Source organism: Paenimyroides tangerinum, from assembly GCF_003865405.1.
Taxonomy (GTDB): domain Bacteria; phylum Bacteroidota; class Bacteroidia; order Flavobacteriales; family Flavobacteriaceae; genus Flavobacterium; species Flavobacterium tangerinum.
Genome location: NZ_RQVQ01000013.1, coordinates 23,412 through 38,914, shown reverse-complemented (window position 1 = coordinate 38,914; position 15,503 = coordinate 23,412). Strand labels below are relative to the sequence as shown.

The 15,503-nt window shown below is 30.2% G+C and carries 18 protein-coding genes and 5 tRNA genes; 6 read left to right on the top strand and 17 right to left on the bottom strand.

All coding sequences use genetic code 11. From position 1 onward, the window contains the following. Positions 1-72: 72 nt before the first annotated feature. From EG240_RS07135 to EG240_RS07110, 6 genes are read right to left on the bottom strand one after another with little or no spacing between them, the layout of a single operon-like run. A complete protein-coding gene (locus EG240_RS07135; RefSeq protein WP_125018707.1) occupies positions 73-555 on the bottom strand; it encodes an ABC transporter ATPase in 483 nt (160 codons plus the stop codon). Between the two features lie 2 nt (positions 556-557). Beyond that, positions 558-1,163 carry a hypothetical protein gene (locus tag EG240_RS07130; RefSeq protein WP_125018706.1) on the bottom strand — a complete coding sequence of 202 codons (606 nt, stop codon included), beginning with the start codon at positions 1,161-1,163 and terminating at the stop codon, positions 558-560. Then, on the bottom strand, positions 1,147-1,938 hold the full coding sequence (locus EG240_RS07125; protein WP_125018705.1) for a (Fe-S)-binding protein: 792 nt from the start codon (positions 1,936-1,938) through the stop codon (positions 1,147-1,149). The genes EG240_RS07130 and EG240_RS07125 overlap by 17 nt, the downstream gene beginning before the upstream one ends. Before the next feature lie 33 nt (positions 1,939-1,971). Further along, entirely contained in the window at positions 1,972-3,318 is a 1,347-nt protein-coding gene (locus EG240_RS07120; protein WP_125018704.1) for a (Fe-S)-binding protein, read from the bottom strand. 51 nt (positions 3,319-3,369) lie between these two features. Further along, on the bottom strand, positions 3,370-4,317 hold the full coding sequence (locus EG240_RS07115) for an MlaD family protein (protein ID WP_125018703.1): 948 nt from the start codon (positions 4,315-4,317) through the stop codon (positions 3,370-3,372). A gap of 57 nt (positions 4,318-4,374) precedes the next feature. After that, positions 4,375-5,595, bottom strand: coding sequence for an N-acetylmuramoyl-L-alanine amidase family protein (locus tag EG240_RS07110; RefSeq protein WP_125018702.1), 1,221 nt, complete (start codon positions 5,593-5,595; stop codon positions 4,375-4,377). Positions 5,596-5,706: 111 nt separating this feature from the next. On the opposite strand from EG240_RS07110, the gene EG240_RS07105 reads away from it, so the two are divergent. The 3 genes from EG240_RS07105 (at position 5,707) to EG240_RS07095 (ending at position 9,828) form a co-directional block, all read left to right on the top strand. After that, positions 5,707-8,382 carry a putative LPS assembly protein LptD gene (locus tag EG240_RS07105; protein ID WP_125018701.1) on the top strand — a complete coding sequence of 892 codons (2,676 nt, stop codon included), beginning with the start codon at positions 5,707-5,709 and terminating at the stop codon, positions 8,380-8,382. Positions 8,383-8,390: 8 nt separating this feature from the next. Next, positions 8,391-8,771, top strand: coding sequence for a Rid family detoxifying hydrolase (locus EG240_RS07100; RefSeq protein ID WP_125018700.1), 381 nt, complete (start codon positions 8,391-8,393; stop codon positions 8,769-8,771). Positions 8,772-8,943: 172 nt separating this feature from the next. Beyond that, entirely contained in the window at positions 8,944-9,828 is an 885-nt protein-coding gene (locus EG240_RS07095) for a hypothetical protein (protein WP_125018699.1), read from the top strand. An 18-nt stretch (positions 9,829-9,846) separates the two neighbouring features. Here the strand turns inward: EG240_RS07095 and EG240_RS07090 are convergent, their stop codons facing one another. Next, entirely contained in the window at positions 9,847-10,413 is a 567-nt protein-coding gene (locus EG240_RS07090) for a Smr/MutS family protein (RefSeq protein ID WP_125018698.1), read from the bottom strand. Next, a complete protein-coding gene (locus tag EG240_RS07085; protein WP_125018697.1) occupies positions 10,391-10,612 on the bottom strand; it encodes a hypothetical protein in 222 nt (73 codons plus the stop codon). The genes EG240_RS07090 and EG240_RS07085 overlap by 23 nt, the downstream gene beginning before the upstream one ends. 83 nt (positions 10,613-10,695) lie before the next feature. Between EG240_RS07085 and EG240_RS07080 the strand changes: the two genes are divergently transcribed. Together EG240_RS07080 and EG240_RS07075 are read left to right on the top strand one after the other, a co-directional pair. Next, on the top strand, positions 10,696-10,983 hold the full coding sequence (locus EG240_RS07080) for a DUF2752 domain-containing protein (protein ID WP_125018696.1): 288 nt from the start codon (positions 10,696-10,698) through the stop codon (positions 10,981-10,983). A gap of 2 nt (positions 10,984-10,985) precedes the next feature. Next, a complete protein-coding gene (locus EG240_RS07075) occupies positions 10,986-11,366 on the top strand; it encodes a CCC motif membrane protein (protein ID WP_125018695.1) in 381 nt (126 codons plus the stop codon). Between the two features lie 138 nt (positions 11,367-11,504). Here the strand turns inward: EG240_RS07075 and EG240_RS07070 are convergent. The 9 genes from EG240_RS07070 to idi all read right to left on the bottom strand — a co-directional run bounded on the left by EG240_RS07070 (position 11,505) and on the right by idi (position 14,363). After that, positions 11,505-11,578, bottom strand: a tRNA-Thr gene (locus EG240_RS07070). Between the two features lie 20 nt (positions 11,579-11,598). Next, positions 11,599-11,672: transfer RNA gene (locus tag EG240_RS07065), tRNA-Thr, on the bottom strand. A gap of 20 nt (positions 11,673-11,692) precedes the next feature. Further along, positions 11,693-11,766, bottom strand: a tRNA-Thr gene (locus EG240_RS07060). Positions 11,767-11,782: 16 nt separating this feature from the next. Further along, positions 11,783-11,856 (bottom strand) — tRNA-Thr (locus tag EG240_RS07055). Positions 11,857-11,890: 34 nt separating this feature from the next. After that, positions 11,891-11,964, bottom strand: a tRNA-Thr gene (locus EG240_RS07050). 79 nt (positions 11,965-12,043) lie between these two features. Beyond that, positions 12,044-12,310, bottom strand: a complete 267-nt coding sequence (locus tag EG240_RS07045; RefSeq protein ID WP_125018694.1) for a hypothetical protein — start codon at positions 12,308-12,310, stop codon at positions 12,044-12,046. Between the two features lie 16 nt (positions 12,311-12,326). Next, on the bottom strand, positions 12,327-13,334 hold the full coding sequence (locus EG240_RS07040) for a type I phosphomannose isomerase catalytic subunit (RefSeq protein ID WP_235830344.1): 1,008 nt from the start codon (positions 13,332-13,334) through the stop codon (positions 12,327-12,329). An 87-nt stretch (positions 13,335-13,421) separates the two neighbouring features. Continuing rightward, entirely contained in the window at positions 13,422-13,832 is a 411-nt protein-coding gene (locus tag EG240_RS07035) for a 6-pyruvoyl trahydropterin synthase family protein (RefSeq protein ID WP_125018693.1), read from the bottom strand. Positions 13,833-13,835: 3 nt separating this feature from the next. Further along, positions 13,836-14,363, bottom strand: coding sequence for an isopentenyl-diphosphate Delta-isomerase (idi, locus tag EG240_RS07030; protein ID WP_125018692.1), 528 nt, complete (start codon positions 14,361-14,363; stop codon positions 13,836-13,838). Positions 14,364-14,485: 122 nt separating this feature from the next. On the opposite strand from idi, the gene EG240_RS07025 reads away from it, so the two are divergent. Further along, positions 14,486-15,499, top strand: a complete 1,014-nt coding sequence (locus tag EG240_RS07025; protein ID WP_125018691.1) for a hypothetical protein — start codon at positions 14,486-14,488, stop codon at positions 15,497-15,499. Positions 15,500-15,503 lie beyond the last annotated feature (4 nt).

The following is a 15,503-nucleotide window of genomic DNA, read 5'->3' as shown; positions in this document are numbered from 1 at the left end:
TTTAAAAAAAATCATCTTCAAAAATAAGCTTTTGAAGATGATTATAATAATATTTTAAGGAATAATTAGAATTTAAAAAAAGCGACTGTGCCAACTTTCTGCTGCAGGAACTTCCCAAAATTCTTCAAACTCTTCAATTGTATTAACTAAATTATTGAAAACAATCGTATTTCCGTTAACCGCTTTTTCTTTGGCCATTTTCTTAAAATCAATTAATGTTTTATGAGCAATGAATTCACCAGTTTTATAAGTTACATTCATTTTATCTAACAAATCAACTTTAAATTTTTGTTCTAAATCTTGAATCACACGAACCGAAGCATCGATAGAACAACCAGATGCTGGATGATGTTCTTGATTCACAGCTAAAATAATAAAACGATTGTATTTTATTACATAAGAAGCTTCTAACGGAGTGCTGTGCGCAGCCCAAGTTTCGATAAAGTTTTTTAAAATTTCATCTGCAATTTGAACTTCTTCGTCTGATAATTTTCTTTCAGATTGATAAATCCAGATTTTAGAACTTTTTGGTAAATCTTCAAAAGGAATAAACATATTTATTTTTTTTCTATGTAATTAACAATATTGTAATTAACGTATCGCCCTATTTTGGCATTGTAAATTTCTGAAACGTAATAAGAAACTTCAATTTCATCATTTATTTTCAAAATATTATCTGTCAATAAATATGATGTTTCAAAACTACATAACAACAAAAATTCGTGTGTTTTACCAGACGGTTCTTTAATTGTAAAAGTCAAAAATTCATTTTTTTGAACTTTACTTAATTTACCGTTGACAGCTAAGTAATTGAAAGCTTCAGTTGTTTCTTCAAGATCGATAATATCTAAGAAAATTTCGGGACATTTAATTCCTAAATGTGTTCCGATTTCTTCTCCTAAAGTTTGCATCACTTTTTCATTAATGAAGTAATCTTTTCCAAAATAAAAAACAACATCTTCTTTGTAATTCATCAAAGACTTAATCATCTGAACACCTAAAACATTTTCATTGACAACCTTGATGTTTTTTGTTGTTATTTCAGAACAAATATCATTTGAAATGGCATCTAACAATTCAATTCTTGAAAGTTTTTGCGCTTGTGAAAAATTACAACACAACAGAAATAAGACAAGAAAACGCATCTTACAAATCTTGTGCATTTGCAATCAATTCAGCAACATCAAGAACCTGAACTTCACCTTCTTTATGATTAAATTTCACTCCATCAGTTAACATCGTATTACAAAACGGACAACCCGCTGCAATGATATCTGGCTTGGTTTGTAAAGCTTCTTCGGTACGTTCCATATTAATGTCTTTATTACCTTTTTCAGGTTCTTTAAACATTTGTGCTCCACCAGCTCCACAACATAAACCATTTGCTTTTGAACGTTTCATCTCTACTAATTCAGCATCTAGTTTCTGAATTAATTCACGAGGTGCTTCATAAATTTTATTCGCTCTTCCTAAATAACAAGGATCGTGGAAAGTGATTTTTTTTCCTTTGAATTGTCCGCCTTCAATAGTTAATCTTCCAGAATCTAATAAAGATTTTAAAAATTCTGTATGATGAACCACTTCGTATTTTCCGCCTAATTCAGGATACTCATTTTTTAATGTATTAAAACAATGCGGACAAGCAGTAACAATTTTCTTAACTTCATAAGCGTCAAACACCTGAATGTTCATCATTGCTTGCATTTGAAATGCAAATTCGTTTCCGGCTCTTTTTGCCGGATCACCCGTACAAGATTCTTCTGCTCCTAAAACAGCGAAAGAAACATTAGCTCTGTTTAAAATTCGTACAAATGCTTTGGTAATTTTTTTTGCTCTATCGTCAAAACTTCCAGAACAACCAACCCAAAATAAAACTTCAGGTTGTTCTCCTTTTGCCATCATTTCGGCCATTGTAGGCACAATTAAATTTTCTGACATATTCTTTATATTAAGTGATATAAATTCGATTGATTAATTTTCGTCTTTCCAGTTAAGACGATCCATTTGATTGTATTGCCAAGGTGCTCCATTGTTTTCAATGTTTGTCATCATAGTATTTAATTCCATTGGTGCTGCACTTTGTTCCATTACTAAATATCTTCTCATATCCATAATAATAGATAATGGATTGATATCGATTGGACATTCTTGAACACAAGCATTACAACTTGTACAAGCCCATAATTCTTCTGGAGTAATATAATCGTTTAATAAAGATTTTCCGTCATCAACAAAAGAACCTTTGTTTGCATCGATATTTTTACCAACTTCTTCTAAACGATCACGAGTTTTCATCATGATGTTACGAGGAGATAATTTTTTACCTGTGATATTAGCAGGACAAGATGAAGTACAACGACCACATTCAGTACAAGAGTATGCATTTAATAATTGAACCCAATTTAAATCTTGTACGTCAGAAACTCCAAATTTAGCAGGAACAGCATCCGCATCAGGTGCTGGAGCAGCAAACGGATCTGCATTTGGATCCATCATTAATTTTACTTCGTTAGTTACAGATTGTAAATTATCTAATTGTCCTAATGGTTTTAAATTAGCAAAATATGTATTTGGGAAAGCTAATAAAATGTGTAAATGTTTAGAGAAATACAAATAGTTTAGGAAAGCTAAAACCATCGCAAAATGTCCCCACCAACCTACTCGCTCTAAAATATGTAAAGTTCCTTCGCTCATTGAACCAAAAATTGCAGGTCCTAAATGTTGAGAAATAGCAAAACCAAACGAACCTTGAGTTCCAGTTCCGTAATGAGAAGCTCCCATATTAAATAATGCTTCATCTGTTCCGTTCATTGTAAAAATACAAAACACCAAAACCAATTCCATCATTAAAATAATGTTACCATCTTTTTTAGGCCATCCTAAAAGTTCTTCTTTATTTAAACGAGGTAACTTTAATAGATTTCTTCTTGATAAAAAAGCTATTGTTGCGATTAAAGCTCCAAGAGATACAATTTCAATCAAACTAATGATGAATGTGTAAAGTTGTCCCAGAGAATCCTTGAAAACACGGTGTGTTCCGAAGATTCCATCAATAAAGATTTCAATTAACTCAATTTGAGTGATAATAAAAGCTACATAAATCGCTAAGTGTAAAAGCGCTGGAATTGGACGTGAAAACATTTTCTTTTGTCCAAAAGCAATAAATAGCATGTTTTTCCATCTTTCTGATGGATTATCTGTTCTATCTACGGGCTGACCAAGCTTTATGTTTCGATAAATCTTCTTTGCATTGATTGCAAAAAAGGAAATTCCTACAAGAGCTAAAGCTATAAATAAAATACTGCTTAAAATTTGCATTCGTGTAATAAATTAATTGTTGTTTTTTGTTTTGTTGGGGTTGTAATAGATTTATTCTTTAGCAGAAGCTGGCTCTACATACGGTGCCGTATTTTTTCCAAAAACAGAAATATTGATATATCGTTTAGGATTTAACTTTACATCTTCTAACAAAAGATTTAACTCTTTCGAAGCTTTATTTAAATTGTTATACAAAGCTTCATCTTTCATTAATTTACCTACGTTTCCGTTTCCGTTTTCGATATCAGCTAATATTTTTTCAAGATTTGAAGCTGCATTATCAAACTTTTGGATAGTTGCTTTTAAATCAGCCTGGACTAAATCTGTAGATAAAGTATTCAAATTTTTAGAGGTAGCATTGAAGTTAGTCATAATTCCGTCAATTTTACCTTGGTTTGAAGCTATAATTTTATCTGCTTTAGAAGTAATTCCGTTAGCATTTACCATAGTTTGGTTGAGTTCAGCGATTGCACTTTGTAGATTTTTCTGAGTTGCTGGATCTAATGTAGAATTAAGAGCTACAACCAATTTATTTACATTATAAAGTACAGAATCCAATTTATGCGTTATTGGTTCAACTTTCTCTGTTAAATTATCTAACATTCCTGCTTCTTTTTCTCCAATAAGAAAATCGCCATCTTGAGCAATTTTAGGATCCGTAAAATTCAAATCAATTGCAATTTGTTTTCCACCAATAAAACCAGGAGAATAAATTATTGCTTTACTAGAAATTGGTACTTCAATTGGATTCGTCATTAAAATTTCAACCAATAATTTCGCTTTCTCATTTAGATTTATTTTACTGACTTTTCCTACAATTAAACCGTTAATTGTAACCGAAGCTCCTGGGCTAAGACCTTCAACATTATCGTAATTTACATAGAATTTTTTAGTACTACCAAAAAGGTCAGAACCTTTTAAAAAATTATATCCCCAAAGCAATAAAGCAATTGATGACAATACTAAAATGGCTGTTTTTAATTCTCTAGATATTTTCAAAATATGTATTTTAATTTTTATGCAAAAATAAGGTTTTTATTTATTCTTTGGAGATATTTATCTCATTGCATCTTTTAAAGAAATTTTATTACCGTCTTTAAAAGGAACTATATATGCAGAAGAATATTTTTTTCTAGCTATTTCTAAATCTTTTTTTGCTTGTTCATAATCAGGAGTTGATCCATAATAATATTTATAAAGATTTCCATCTTTCTTTATCGAAACACCTTCTAAACCATTAAAATTCGTAGCTGTTGTAGCAATTTCTTTACTACTAGCAGCAATTTGAATCATAAATAAAACTCCAGAATTTTTAGTATTTTCAGTTTCTTTTTGAGTTGTCGATGTTGTTGAAGAAGAAGGTACTGACTTTGCTAATTGAATTTCTTTAAGTCTTTCTGCTTCTTTTTTAATTGCTTCAATTCGTTCATTTTCTTTTCGTTGAAGTTCTAATTTACCCGTTTCTTCTTTTTGAATTTCTTCTTTAGAAGCTACAATTTGAGTCGATTTAGCACTTGTATGATATACATTCTTATAATCTATAATTGCATTCGCAATAGAACGCGCAATCTCATTTTTACCTGCTTCTGAATTTAAATATTCACCTTCGTCAAGATTTGAAAGAAAACCAATTTCTACCAAAACACTTGGCATAAATGCACCATGCAAAACCCAAAACGGACCTTGTTTTACACCACGATTTTTACGTTTTGCATCGACATCGAATTTTGTTTGAATTTTATTCGCTAAATCAGCACTTTGCAAAACATATTGCTCTTGAATCAACGTTAAACCTATTATAGATTCAGGATTTGATGGGTCATAACCCGCATAGGTTGTTTTATAATCTTTTTCTAGAACGATTACATCATTCTCTTTCTTTGCAACTTCTAAATTTGATTTATTCTTTGAAATACCCATCAAAAACGTTTCTGTTCCGTAAGCATCTGGTGCATTTTTCACGGCATTAGCATGTATTGAAACAAAAATATCACCTTTAGCTTTATTAGCTATATTACTTCTTTCTTTTAATTCGATAAATTCATCGGTTTTACGTGTATAAACAACGTCGATATTTTTTGCGCTTTCAAGTAGTTTTCCAACTTTCAATGTCACATCAAGAACAATTCTTTTTTCAGTAAAGTTGTTGCGAACTGCACCAAAATCTTTTCCTCCATGACCAGCGTCCAAAACTACTTTAAAGTTTTGAGCATTTGCTGTTGCTCCAACAAATATTACCAAAGCAGTTATTACTTTTCTAACTTTCTTTAAAAACATGAGTAAATTTTAAAATGTTTAAATTCCTTTAAAGGTTAAATTTAAAAAAATATATGTAAGTTTGAACTCTTAAATTAAAACTTACCGAATACAAAAATAGCATATAAAAAATTGCAAACAAAAGTAAACTATATCGTTTTTATTACAATAGTCTTTTCACTATTCACTTCGGATGCTTTTTGTCAAGATATCCGAAACAAAAACATTTCAATTCCTATTGAAAAACAAAGAGATACAACTAAAACAATAAAAAACATTCCTATTACAAACGACACTATTAAAAATGATTCTAAATCACAAAAAAAGAAACAAAAATTAGAAGGAATTATTAGTCGAGGTGCTGTTGATTATGAAAAATTAGACCAAAAAAAGAAGCAAGTCACGCTTTATAACAAAGCTTATTTTAAATATTTAGACTACGAATTAACTGCAGGAAAAATTGTTTATGACTATGACAAAAAAGAATTATATGCTGGACGAATCAAAGATAGTCTTGGAAATTATTCTCAACGTCCAGTTTTTAAACAAGGTTCGCAAGTAATTGAACCCGATTCTATACGTTTTAATACAGAAACAAAAAAAGCAATCGTTTGGAACACACGAACAACTTACGACGAATTTAAGATAAAAGCTGCTAAAACTAAGAAAGTAAACGATTCAGTTTATTTTATGAAGGATATTATCTTCACTACATCCGAAGATATTGACAATCCCGAATATATTTTTAAAACAAATAAAGGAAAATTTGTCCCTGGTAAAAAAGTAGTTACCGGAGTCACAAATATGGTTATCCAAGGTGTCCCAACTCCAATTGGTTTACCTTTCGCTTTTTTCCCAATGAGTGAAAAATCAATCTCTGGCTTTATCATTCCTTCATTTGGTGACACCAATTTAAGAGGATATTATCTACAAAATGGTGGTTATTATTTTGCTTTAAGTGAAAATTATGACTTAACTATTTTAGGAGATTATTATACCAACGGAAGTTTTGCATTAAGAGGAACTTCTAGTTATGCAAAACGATATAAATATTCAGGAAATTTCAATATCAGTTATGAAAATTTAATTGAAGGAGAACGTGGTTTACCAGATTATTTAAATGCAAAATTGTATAACATTCAATGGAGTCATTCTCAGGATGCAAAAGCAAATCCAAATTCGAGATTTTCTGCATCGGTGAATATGGGAAGTAGTAATTATTTTAGACAATCTTTAAATACTCGAAATGTTGGAGCGAACTTAAACAATACGTTATCGTCTTCGATTTCATATTCAAAAACTTTCCAATCAATTCCACAAGTAAATTTGAGTTTAGCTGCAACGCATTCTCAAAATACAAATACCCAATCGGTAAACATGTCGTTACCAACATTGCAATTAAATGTGGATCGTGTATTTCCTTTTGCACCAAAATCAGGAATCAAAAAAGGATTTATTCATAATATTAATTTACAATATTCATTAAGAGGAGAAAATCGAATCAATACAACCGATTCTCTTTTTATGAAAAAAGAAATGTTTAGCAACATGAATTCGGGAATGCAACATTCAATTCCACTTTCAACGAATTTCAAGATATTCAAATATTTTTCTGTATCAACATCTGTAAATTATACTGAAACTTGGGTTTTCAATACGATAAAAAAATATTATGACGAAAACACTGGTCAAGTTGAACAAAGAAGACAAAACGGTTTTGATGCTTTCAGACAATATAACATGTCTGCAAACATAGGAACAACACTTTATGGAACGTTTAATTTTTCAGAAAATTCGAGAATTCAAGCAATTCGTCACGTAATCAGACCATCTGTTTCTTATAGTTATACTCCTAGTTTTGAACAATATTACGACACGTATGCCATTGATGCTTTAGGAACTACAATCAATGAATATACTCGTTTTGAACAAGGTCTTTTTGGAACACCAAATAACCAAATGAGTAATATTGCCAATCTTTCTATTGGAAATAATCTTGAAGCAAAAGTTAAAGACAAAGAAACTGACGAGATTAAAAAAGTGATGTTACTTAATAATTTAAATTTAAGTACAAACTATAATTTTACAGCAGATTCATTGAAATTAGCTCCTTTACGTTTAAGTGCAGGAACTCAACTCCTAAAAGATAAAATGCAAATTAATTTAGGTACAACTTTAGATCCGTATGCAATTAATAATGCAGGTCAAAGAATTGATATGTGGAATATTGATAACGGAGGTAGTTTATTTAGAATGACTAGTGCAAATGCAACCGTTAACTATTCCCTTTCTAGTACAGATGCACTTTTTGGAGGTTCTGATTCTAAAAAAAATAACGAAAATCCGAATGTTATGAATGGTGGTCGTGCAGATGATTTATTCGGACAAGCAACAGATTTAGCAGATAGAAGAAAAAGTATGTTTGGTGAAAAAGACGAAGAGCAAAAGGAATCAAAAGGCTTTTATATGAATAGTATTCCATGGGATTTAACTTTAGCATATTCTGTCACCTATTCAAATAACAACAGAAATTCAGAAATATCTAACAATTCTGTCATGTTTTCTGGAAGTATAACGCCATCAGAAGGTTGGAGAGTTGGATTCTCGAGTGGATATGATTTTAAAAACAAAGGTGTAACTTATACACAAATCCGTTTTGAAAGAGATTTAAAATCTTGGAGATTAGATTTATCTTGGGTTCCGAATGGATATTACAAACAATGGAATTTCTTTATTGGTATTAAATCATCAATATTACAAGATATCAAATACGAAAAAAGAAACGCAGCAGACCGAATTTATAGATAGAATAACATATGAAAAAAATTATCAACTCAGCTAAAGCACCAGCTTCAATCGGACCATATAACCATTCAGTAGCCGTTGGAGATTTATTATTTGTTTCAGGACAAATTCCATTCAATCAAGCAACAGAAACATTGGTTACATCAGGTATTCAAGACGAAACAAAACAAGTTATGGAAAACTTGAAATTCATCTTAACCGATGCAGGTTTCACTTTTGAACAAGTCGTAAAAGCAACCATTTTTATTCGTGATATGAACAATTTTAGTTTAATTAACGAGATTTATGGAAGTTACTTTAATATGGAAACTGCTCCAGCTAGAGAATGCGTTCAAGTAGAAAGATTACCAAGAGATGTGAATGTTGAAATTTCAGTTATCGCACATAAATAAAGAAATCGGCATGAGCCGATTTTTTTTATAGAATAAATTTTCCCTTCACACAAATATAATTTTACAAAAATATCCTGTATAAAAAGTTAAAAAAAACATCATTAAAAAAACTATATTCATAAACAATAATTAAATTTGTTTTTATTTAACAAAAAAACCAACTTGTTATTTTATGAATACAATTAAAACCAAATTAGACCAGTTTCTGCAAACTACACATCCTTTAAATCAAGAAATAACTTTTGTACCAGAAACAAAACATCCAACTTGGGATGATAGTACATTTGTAATCGAACTAGCAGAAAAACAAATTTTAGAACCTATTGGTAAACTACCAAACGAACAAATTTTATCCTATATTGGTTTACATGCAAAAAGCCGTTTTTCGAATAAACGAGATACGCTTGGTTTTGTTATAACCAATTTTAGAATGGTCATAGAAACTGATGTAGCGGCTCTTTTTGAGAAGGAACCAGCAACGATTATTTTGTTTTCAATGAACAGCAATTCTAAAAAAATAGCTGAAGAAGCCTCAACAATTTTCAAAAGAAAAAACAGATTAAACATAGACAAAGAATATTTAATTGGATTTAAAAATGCTTTGAATGAAGTTTTAGAAATAATATTAAGCGAACTTCAGAAAGCAAATGCGCTTCCATCAGAAATAAAAAAAGCTACTAAAATCGATGAACGCGTTAAAGAATTAAGCATTCAAAAAGATTTAAAAAGTTTTGAAGAAGATAAAAAAGTGATTACAAAATTTGCTGAAAAATTTAACGTTTCTGACATTTTATACGCAATGATTGACAAACCATTTTTTGGCAGTCCATATGGAGTTGTTATCACCAAAAACGGAATCACCAGCAGAGATGTTATGGAAGACCCTATAAGTTGCACTTGGCAAGAAATTAAAAACGGCCCTGCTGTTTTAGGTGAGAAAAAAGATGAATTTTACGCAGCGTCAAAAAAACATGTCATTCCTTCATTTAATACAGACTCATTACCAAATATGATGATATTACTGAACGAATTGGCTTCAGGTGAAGTTACCATATAAAACACAAAGCAAAGTGTATTAAATCAATGCACTTTGCTTTAAAAAAACTTCGGTTGCTCCAAGACCATATTTCCTATAGTTCGCATCCTGGAAACTAATTTCAGAATATCTTCCGAAAAGAAAATCAAGCTCTTCTTTCAAGACACCTTCTCCCATTCCATGAATAAAAACAATTCTAGGAATTCTATTTCTTATTGCAAATTCTAATTGTCCACGAGCAGTATCAATTTGCAAATTTAAAATATCGAAATTATTCATGTGTTTAAAACTCTTAACCAATTTCTCGATATGCAAATCAATTTCTAAAACAAAATCGTCTTTTTTAGATTTTTTTTCGGTGTTTACGCGATGATGATTTTTGGTTACTTTTTGAACTTTAGCTTGTTCGATATCCGAAATTTTACTTGCACGATTAATTTCAGAAGTATCGCCGATTTTTATCAATTCATTTGATCTAAAAGACAATTCAAAACCATCTGTGGTTTCTATAGTAATTTCGTCGTTTTTAAAAGCGATAACAACACCTTCCATTGCATCATCCAACACAGCAACTTTATCGCCTTTATTCCACTCTTTCATTGTCATTCTTATTGTTTTCTTTAAAATTATCATCTTTATTTGATTCTTCTTTTTTACTTGGCAATTTATCCATCAATCGCATCATAACAAAGAAAAAAAGAGCAACAGCAACAACTTGCACATAAATCTTATAATCTTGATTTTCCTTGTCTAATAAAGACCAAATCATCAAACAGGTTGCTATAATTCCAATTATATATTTCATAGTTTTTTTTATGATTCAAAATTAAATTTAATTCTTTCAATTTCCGTTATTTTTTTTGTAAAATTGTAAGAAAAATTCTAGCTATGGAAGAATATATGTTGCCCTGTGTTCATAAAAAAATATTCGGTATCGATTGTTTTGGATGTGGAACACAACGCGCATTAATGCTGATTTTACAAGGAGATTTTGTGGCAGCATTTAAAATGTTTCCTGCAATTTACACAACTATTTTGTTTTTTATCATTGTTTTTTTACATTTTATAGACAAAAAAAGAAATTATAATAAAATGTTAATTTTTCTTGCAATTTTTAATGCAACAGTTATGATAATTTCATATTTTTACAAATATTCATTTTTACTAACAAACTAACTATGGAAAATCAGGAATTTAACCCTTATCAAAATCAACAAAACGACAATTTTGTAGTTCAACAAAACTTACCTAACTCTACTCCGGTACTAGTTATGGGAATTTTATCAATATTAACATGTTGTTGCTATGGAGTTGGTGTAGTTTTATCAATTATAGGATTGGTATTAGCAAGTAAAGATTTAAAACTTTACAACGCAAACCCAAGTCAATACAAAAGCGCATCGACATTAAACACTGGGAAAATCTTATGTATTATTGGCTTAATACTAAGTATTCTTTTCCTTTGTTGGATATTTTACATCTATGTAATTTTCGGATATGATAACTATATTAATTACATTGAAGAATTCAAAATTCAAATGGAACAAAATGCAGCGTAAAGCAGTATAATTTATACAAAAATGAGTTCGAAATATCGAACTCATTTTTTTTGTATTTTAAACACAAAAAGCTATTCAATAAACTTTTAAAATATTTATATAAAACAAAAAAACTTCTGTTTTCACAGAAGCTTTTTGAGCCAGTGGAGGGACTCGAACCCACGACCTGCTGATTACAAATCAGCTGCTCTAGCCAGCTGAGCTACACCGGCAAAGTGTATTAAAAAAATTGAGCCTCTAGAGGGACTCGAACCCACGACCTGCTGATTACAAATCAGCTGCTCTAGCCAACTGAGCTATAGAGGCAAAAATGCTTGAAAAAATTGAGCCTATGGAGGGACTCGAACCCACGACCTGCTGATTACAAATCAGCTGCTCTAGCCAACTGAGCTACACAGGCAAATACTCTTAAAAAGAGCCTCTAGAGGGACTCGAACCCACGACCTGCTGATTACAAATCAGCTGCTCTAGCCAACTGAGCTATAGAGGCAATTTATTTTTTTCAAGTAAGTTAAAGAACTTAGAGCCGATGGAGGGACTCGAACCCACGACCTGCTGATTACAAATCAGCTGCTCTAGCCAACTGAGCTACACCGGCGACTCATTTACGGTTGCAAATATAGGAAGGTTTTTCGATTCTACAAGCGCTAGCGTAAATTTTTTAGTCTTTTTTTTTACTACAAAGCGTTGATTTTATCAACTAATTGATTAGCAGATTCTTCTAAATCAGAATAAATTTGTTTGAAATGAGATTTTTTATTTTCAACGTTTTTCTGGTTTACTTTTACGATTAAACCATCGAATTTTTCGATTGCTTCGTCAATAATTGCAGAAGATGCTTCAGTTGGTTTCCCTGTAGTTGACATCTCCCAGATGTAAACTGCTTCAATAATATCTCCTAAAACGTAGTTAATGTCTTTTTTTAATGTTCTTACATTTGCCATGATATGGTAATTTAAATTATTTAATAAATATTTGTAATAATGTTGCGTTTCCTTTCAATACATAATTTTGCATTGCTGCTGGTATCAAAATGGTATCACCTTCTTTAAAATTCATTGTTTGGGTTTCAAACTGAACTTCAAAATTTCCTTCGGTACAAATGTACACATAAAATAAATCATTTGAATTATCAATCTCTTTTGTTCCGTTTAAAGGAATTAAATTAGACGTAAAAAAATCACATGAAACCAATAAGTTTTCATTATTTTCTACCTTGTCATATAAAATCTCTGGATTTTGTTTTTGATAATTAATTGCTTCCAAAGCTAAATCAACATGTAGTGCTCTTGAATTTCCATTCTCATCTACCCTATCCCAATCATAAACTCGATAAGTTATATCTGATGTTTGCTGAATTTCTGCCAATAAAATTCCTGCGCCAATAGCATGAATTGTTCCGGTTTCGATAAAAAAAACATCACCTTTCTTAACTTTATATTCTTTTAAAATCGAAGGAAGTGTTTTGTTATTTAAATTTTCAAGATATTCTTCAGACGATGAATCTTCTTTAAATCCTAATATAATTCTAGCATTTTCATCTGCTTGCATAATGTACCACATTTCGGTTTTTCCGAAACTATTATGACGCTTTTTTGCTAATTCATCATTTGGATGCAATTGAATAGAAAGATCCGATTTCGCATCTAAAAATTTAAATAATAATGGAAATTGCTTCCCAAATTGATTTGTAATTGATTTACCTAAAATAGCTTCTGGATATGAATCTATTAATGTCTTTATGGTTTCGTTTTTATACAAACCATTTTCAACAACACTTAAATCATTTTCTACCATTGAAAGTTCCCAACTTTCTCCGATAGATTCTGATGACAATTCTTTTCCTAAAGTAGCTAATTTTTTCCCTCCCCAAATTCTATCTTTTAGAATGGGTTTAAATAATAAAGGATAAGCGAAAAACGCATCTTTAGAATCTAATACATTTATATGGTCGATGTTTGAATTCAAATTAATAACTTCTAATTATTTTATTTTCGTTGTTTTTTAAACAAGAGTGCAAGTTACGAAAATCTTTCTGAATGACTGTTAATTGTTTTATAAACCACAATACGACACGAAATTTCTAGGCGTTTCGTATAGAATAACGTTAAGTTCATATTTAAGCTCAATACGTTTTCTGATTTTATTCCAGATAACAAAAGCGATATGTTCTGCAGTTGGAATCAAATCTGAAAATTCAGGAACATCTAAATTTAAATTTTTGTGATCAAATGCAACTTCAACTTCTTCATAAATTATATCACTAAGAATTTTCATATCAATTACATAACCTGTTTCTTTATCAACAGTTCCAGTAACTTCGACAATTAACTCATAATTATGTCCATGAAAATTTGGATTATTACATTTGCCAAATATCATTTGATTTTTTTCATCTGACCAATCTTTACGAAATAGTCGATGTGCAGCATTGAAATGAGCTTTTCTGCTTACAGTAACTTTCATAACTTATTTTTTTTGAGCTTCGATATGATGATAAAATTTCTCAAAGATAATTTTAAACCATTCGGTATAAATCATCGGATTTAATAGCATATCTGATTTAATATCTTCAATTGACATCCATTTCCAGGACTCAACTTCTTCTCTATTAATTACAGGATTTTCGTTGTAATAACCAATCATCACATGATCCAATTCATGTTCTGTTAATCCATTATCAAATGGCGCTTTATAAACAAAAGAAAATAATTCAACTAACGGCGTTACGAATCCCATTTCTTCTTCTAAACGTCTTTTACCAGCTTCTAAATTAGATTCGTTTTCTCTTTGATGACTACAACATGTATTTGTCCATAACAAAGGTGAATGATATTTATCTTTTGCGCGTTGTTGCAACATAATTTCGTTTTTCTCATTTAAAACAAATACAGAAAAAGCACGATGAAGTAATGCTTTTTCGTGTGCTTCTAGTTTTGCCATCAAACCAATTTGCTCGTCGTTTTGGTTTACAAGAACCACAAATTCTTCTTTCATTTAGATACTTTTAATAGAGTTATCAAAAATACAAAAAACCAATCATTTAAAAATTTTTAAAGTATTTAAAAACCTAACATTTTTCTTTTATATTTGCCATCAAATAACCGAAAATTTCTCCAATGAAAAAAACTACCATATTATTCTTTTTTTCCTTTTTAACACTTTTTTACTCAACAAACTCTGATGCACAAAGCAATTCGAGAACAAAAAAAACTGGAACAGTAATTAAAAAAAATGGTTCTAAAATAAACGGAAATGTAAAAAACTTTTATACAAGCCCAACTTTTGAAAGAGTTGATCCATTAATCAATTTTAAAGCACTATTTAACAGAGATGTCACAAACTTTTTCTGGAACGGACGAGGTGGTACAACCGATAACATCAAAGTAAAACCAAATGGAGCTAAAAAATTTGAAAAAATTCCAGTTGAAGAGTTAGATCGAGTTATAATTAGTCAAACTACTAAAAAAGGAGGAACAAGAACTACCGAATTCGTAGCTCTGAGTGGTGAAAACTTTTACGGGAAAAAGAAAAAAAAGGTAGAAACTTTTTTAGTTCCATCATTAACAAAGGGAAAAGTCATTAATACTTATGGCACTATTTACCCAGTAAGAAAATTACTCTCATTTCATTTGTTTCTTTTTGAGTTAGGAACTCCAGATGCTGTAGCTAATTTAATGATAGAAAATAAACAGAAAAATTTATCTTTAGGAAAAGGTTATATTGAAGAAGAAAAAACATATTCTGCCAAAAAAGCAGAACGTAGATCAAAAAGAAAAAACAACAAAAATTTCAATACCGTTTATGAATTATTTGGCGACTGTCCTGAAACAAAAGAATTAATAGACAAATTTTACATTGCACGCATTGAAGACAAATCAGAACGAAAAAAAGCTGCTATTCAATACAATAAAACATTAATTAAAAACACTAAGAATTTCAAAAAAATTATTCGTAAGGATCGTAAAAAAGCTACAGCGGATTTATATTTAGAGCTATATGAATTTGATCTTTTGGAAATCATTAGAACTTATGAAAAAAATTGTTTAGCAATTGACGAGTTTGATCCAAGACATGAAATGTACAAGAAAGAATTCGATATTATCAATAGAGATAAAAACGATACATTATAAAAAA

Excerpts from the sequence above, each read along its gene's own strand:
- EG240_RS07135 (WP_125018707.1), bottom strand. The coding sequence starts at position 555 with ATGTTTATTCCTTTTGAAGATTTACCAAAAAGTTCTAAAATCTGGATT.
- EG240_RS07130 (WP_125018706.1), bottom strand. The coding sequence starts at position 1,163 with ATGCACAAGATTTGTAAGATGCGTTTTCTTGTCTTATTTCTGTTGTGT.
- EG240_RS07125 (WP_125018705.1), bottom strand. The coding sequence starts at position 1,938 with ATGTCAGAAAATTTAATTGTGCCTACAATGGCCGAAATGATGGCAAAA.
- EG240_RS07120 (WP_125018704.1), bottom strand. The coding sequence starts at position 3,318 with ATGCAAATTTTAAGCAGTATTTTATTTATAGCTTTAGCTCTTGTAGGA.
- EG240_RS07110 (WP_125018702.1), bottom strand. The coding sequence starts at position 5,595 with ATGTTTTTAAAGAAAGTTAGAAAAGTAATAACTGCTTTGGTAATATTT.
- EG240_RS07100 (WP_125018700.1), top strand. The coding sequence starts at position 8,391 with ATGAAAAAAATTATCAACTCAGCTAAAGCACCAGCTTCAATCGGACCA.
- EG240_RS07095 (WP_125018699.1), top strand. The coding sequence starts at position 8,944 with ATGAATACAATTAAAACCAAATTAGACCAGTTTCTGCAAACTACACAT.
- EG240_RS07090 (WP_125018698.1), bottom strand. The coding sequence starts at position 10,413 with ATGACAATGAAAGAGTGGAATAAAGGCGATAAAGTTGCTGTGTTGGAT.
- EG240_RS07085 (WP_125018697.1), bottom strand. The coding sequence starts at position 10,612 with ATGAAATATATAATTGGAATTATAGCAACCTGTTTGATGATTTGGTCT.
- EG240_RS07080 (WP_125018696.1), top strand. The coding sequence starts at position 10,696 with ATGGAAGAATATATGTTGCCCTGTGTTCATAAAAAAATATTCGGTATC.
- EG240_RS07075 (WP_125018695.1), top strand. The coding sequence starts at position 10,986 with ATGGAAAATCAGGAATTTAACCCTTATCAAAATCAACAAAACGACAAT.
- EG240_RS07045 (WP_125018694.1), bottom strand. The coding sequence starts at position 12,310 with ATGGCAAATGTAAGAACATTAAAAAAAGACATTAACTACGTTTTAGGA.
- EG240_RS07035 (WP_125018693.1), bottom strand. The coding sequence starts at position 13,832 with ATGAAAGTTACTGTAAGCAGAAAAGCTCATTTCAATGCTGCACATCGA.
- idi (WP_125018692.1), bottom strand. The coding sequence starts at position 14,363 with ATGAAAGAAGAATTTGTGGTTCTTGTAAACCAAAACGACGAGCAAATT.
- EG240_RS07025 (WP_125018691.1), top strand. The coding sequence starts at position 14,486 with ATGAAAAAAACTACCATATTATTCTTTTTTTCCTTTTTAACACTTTTT.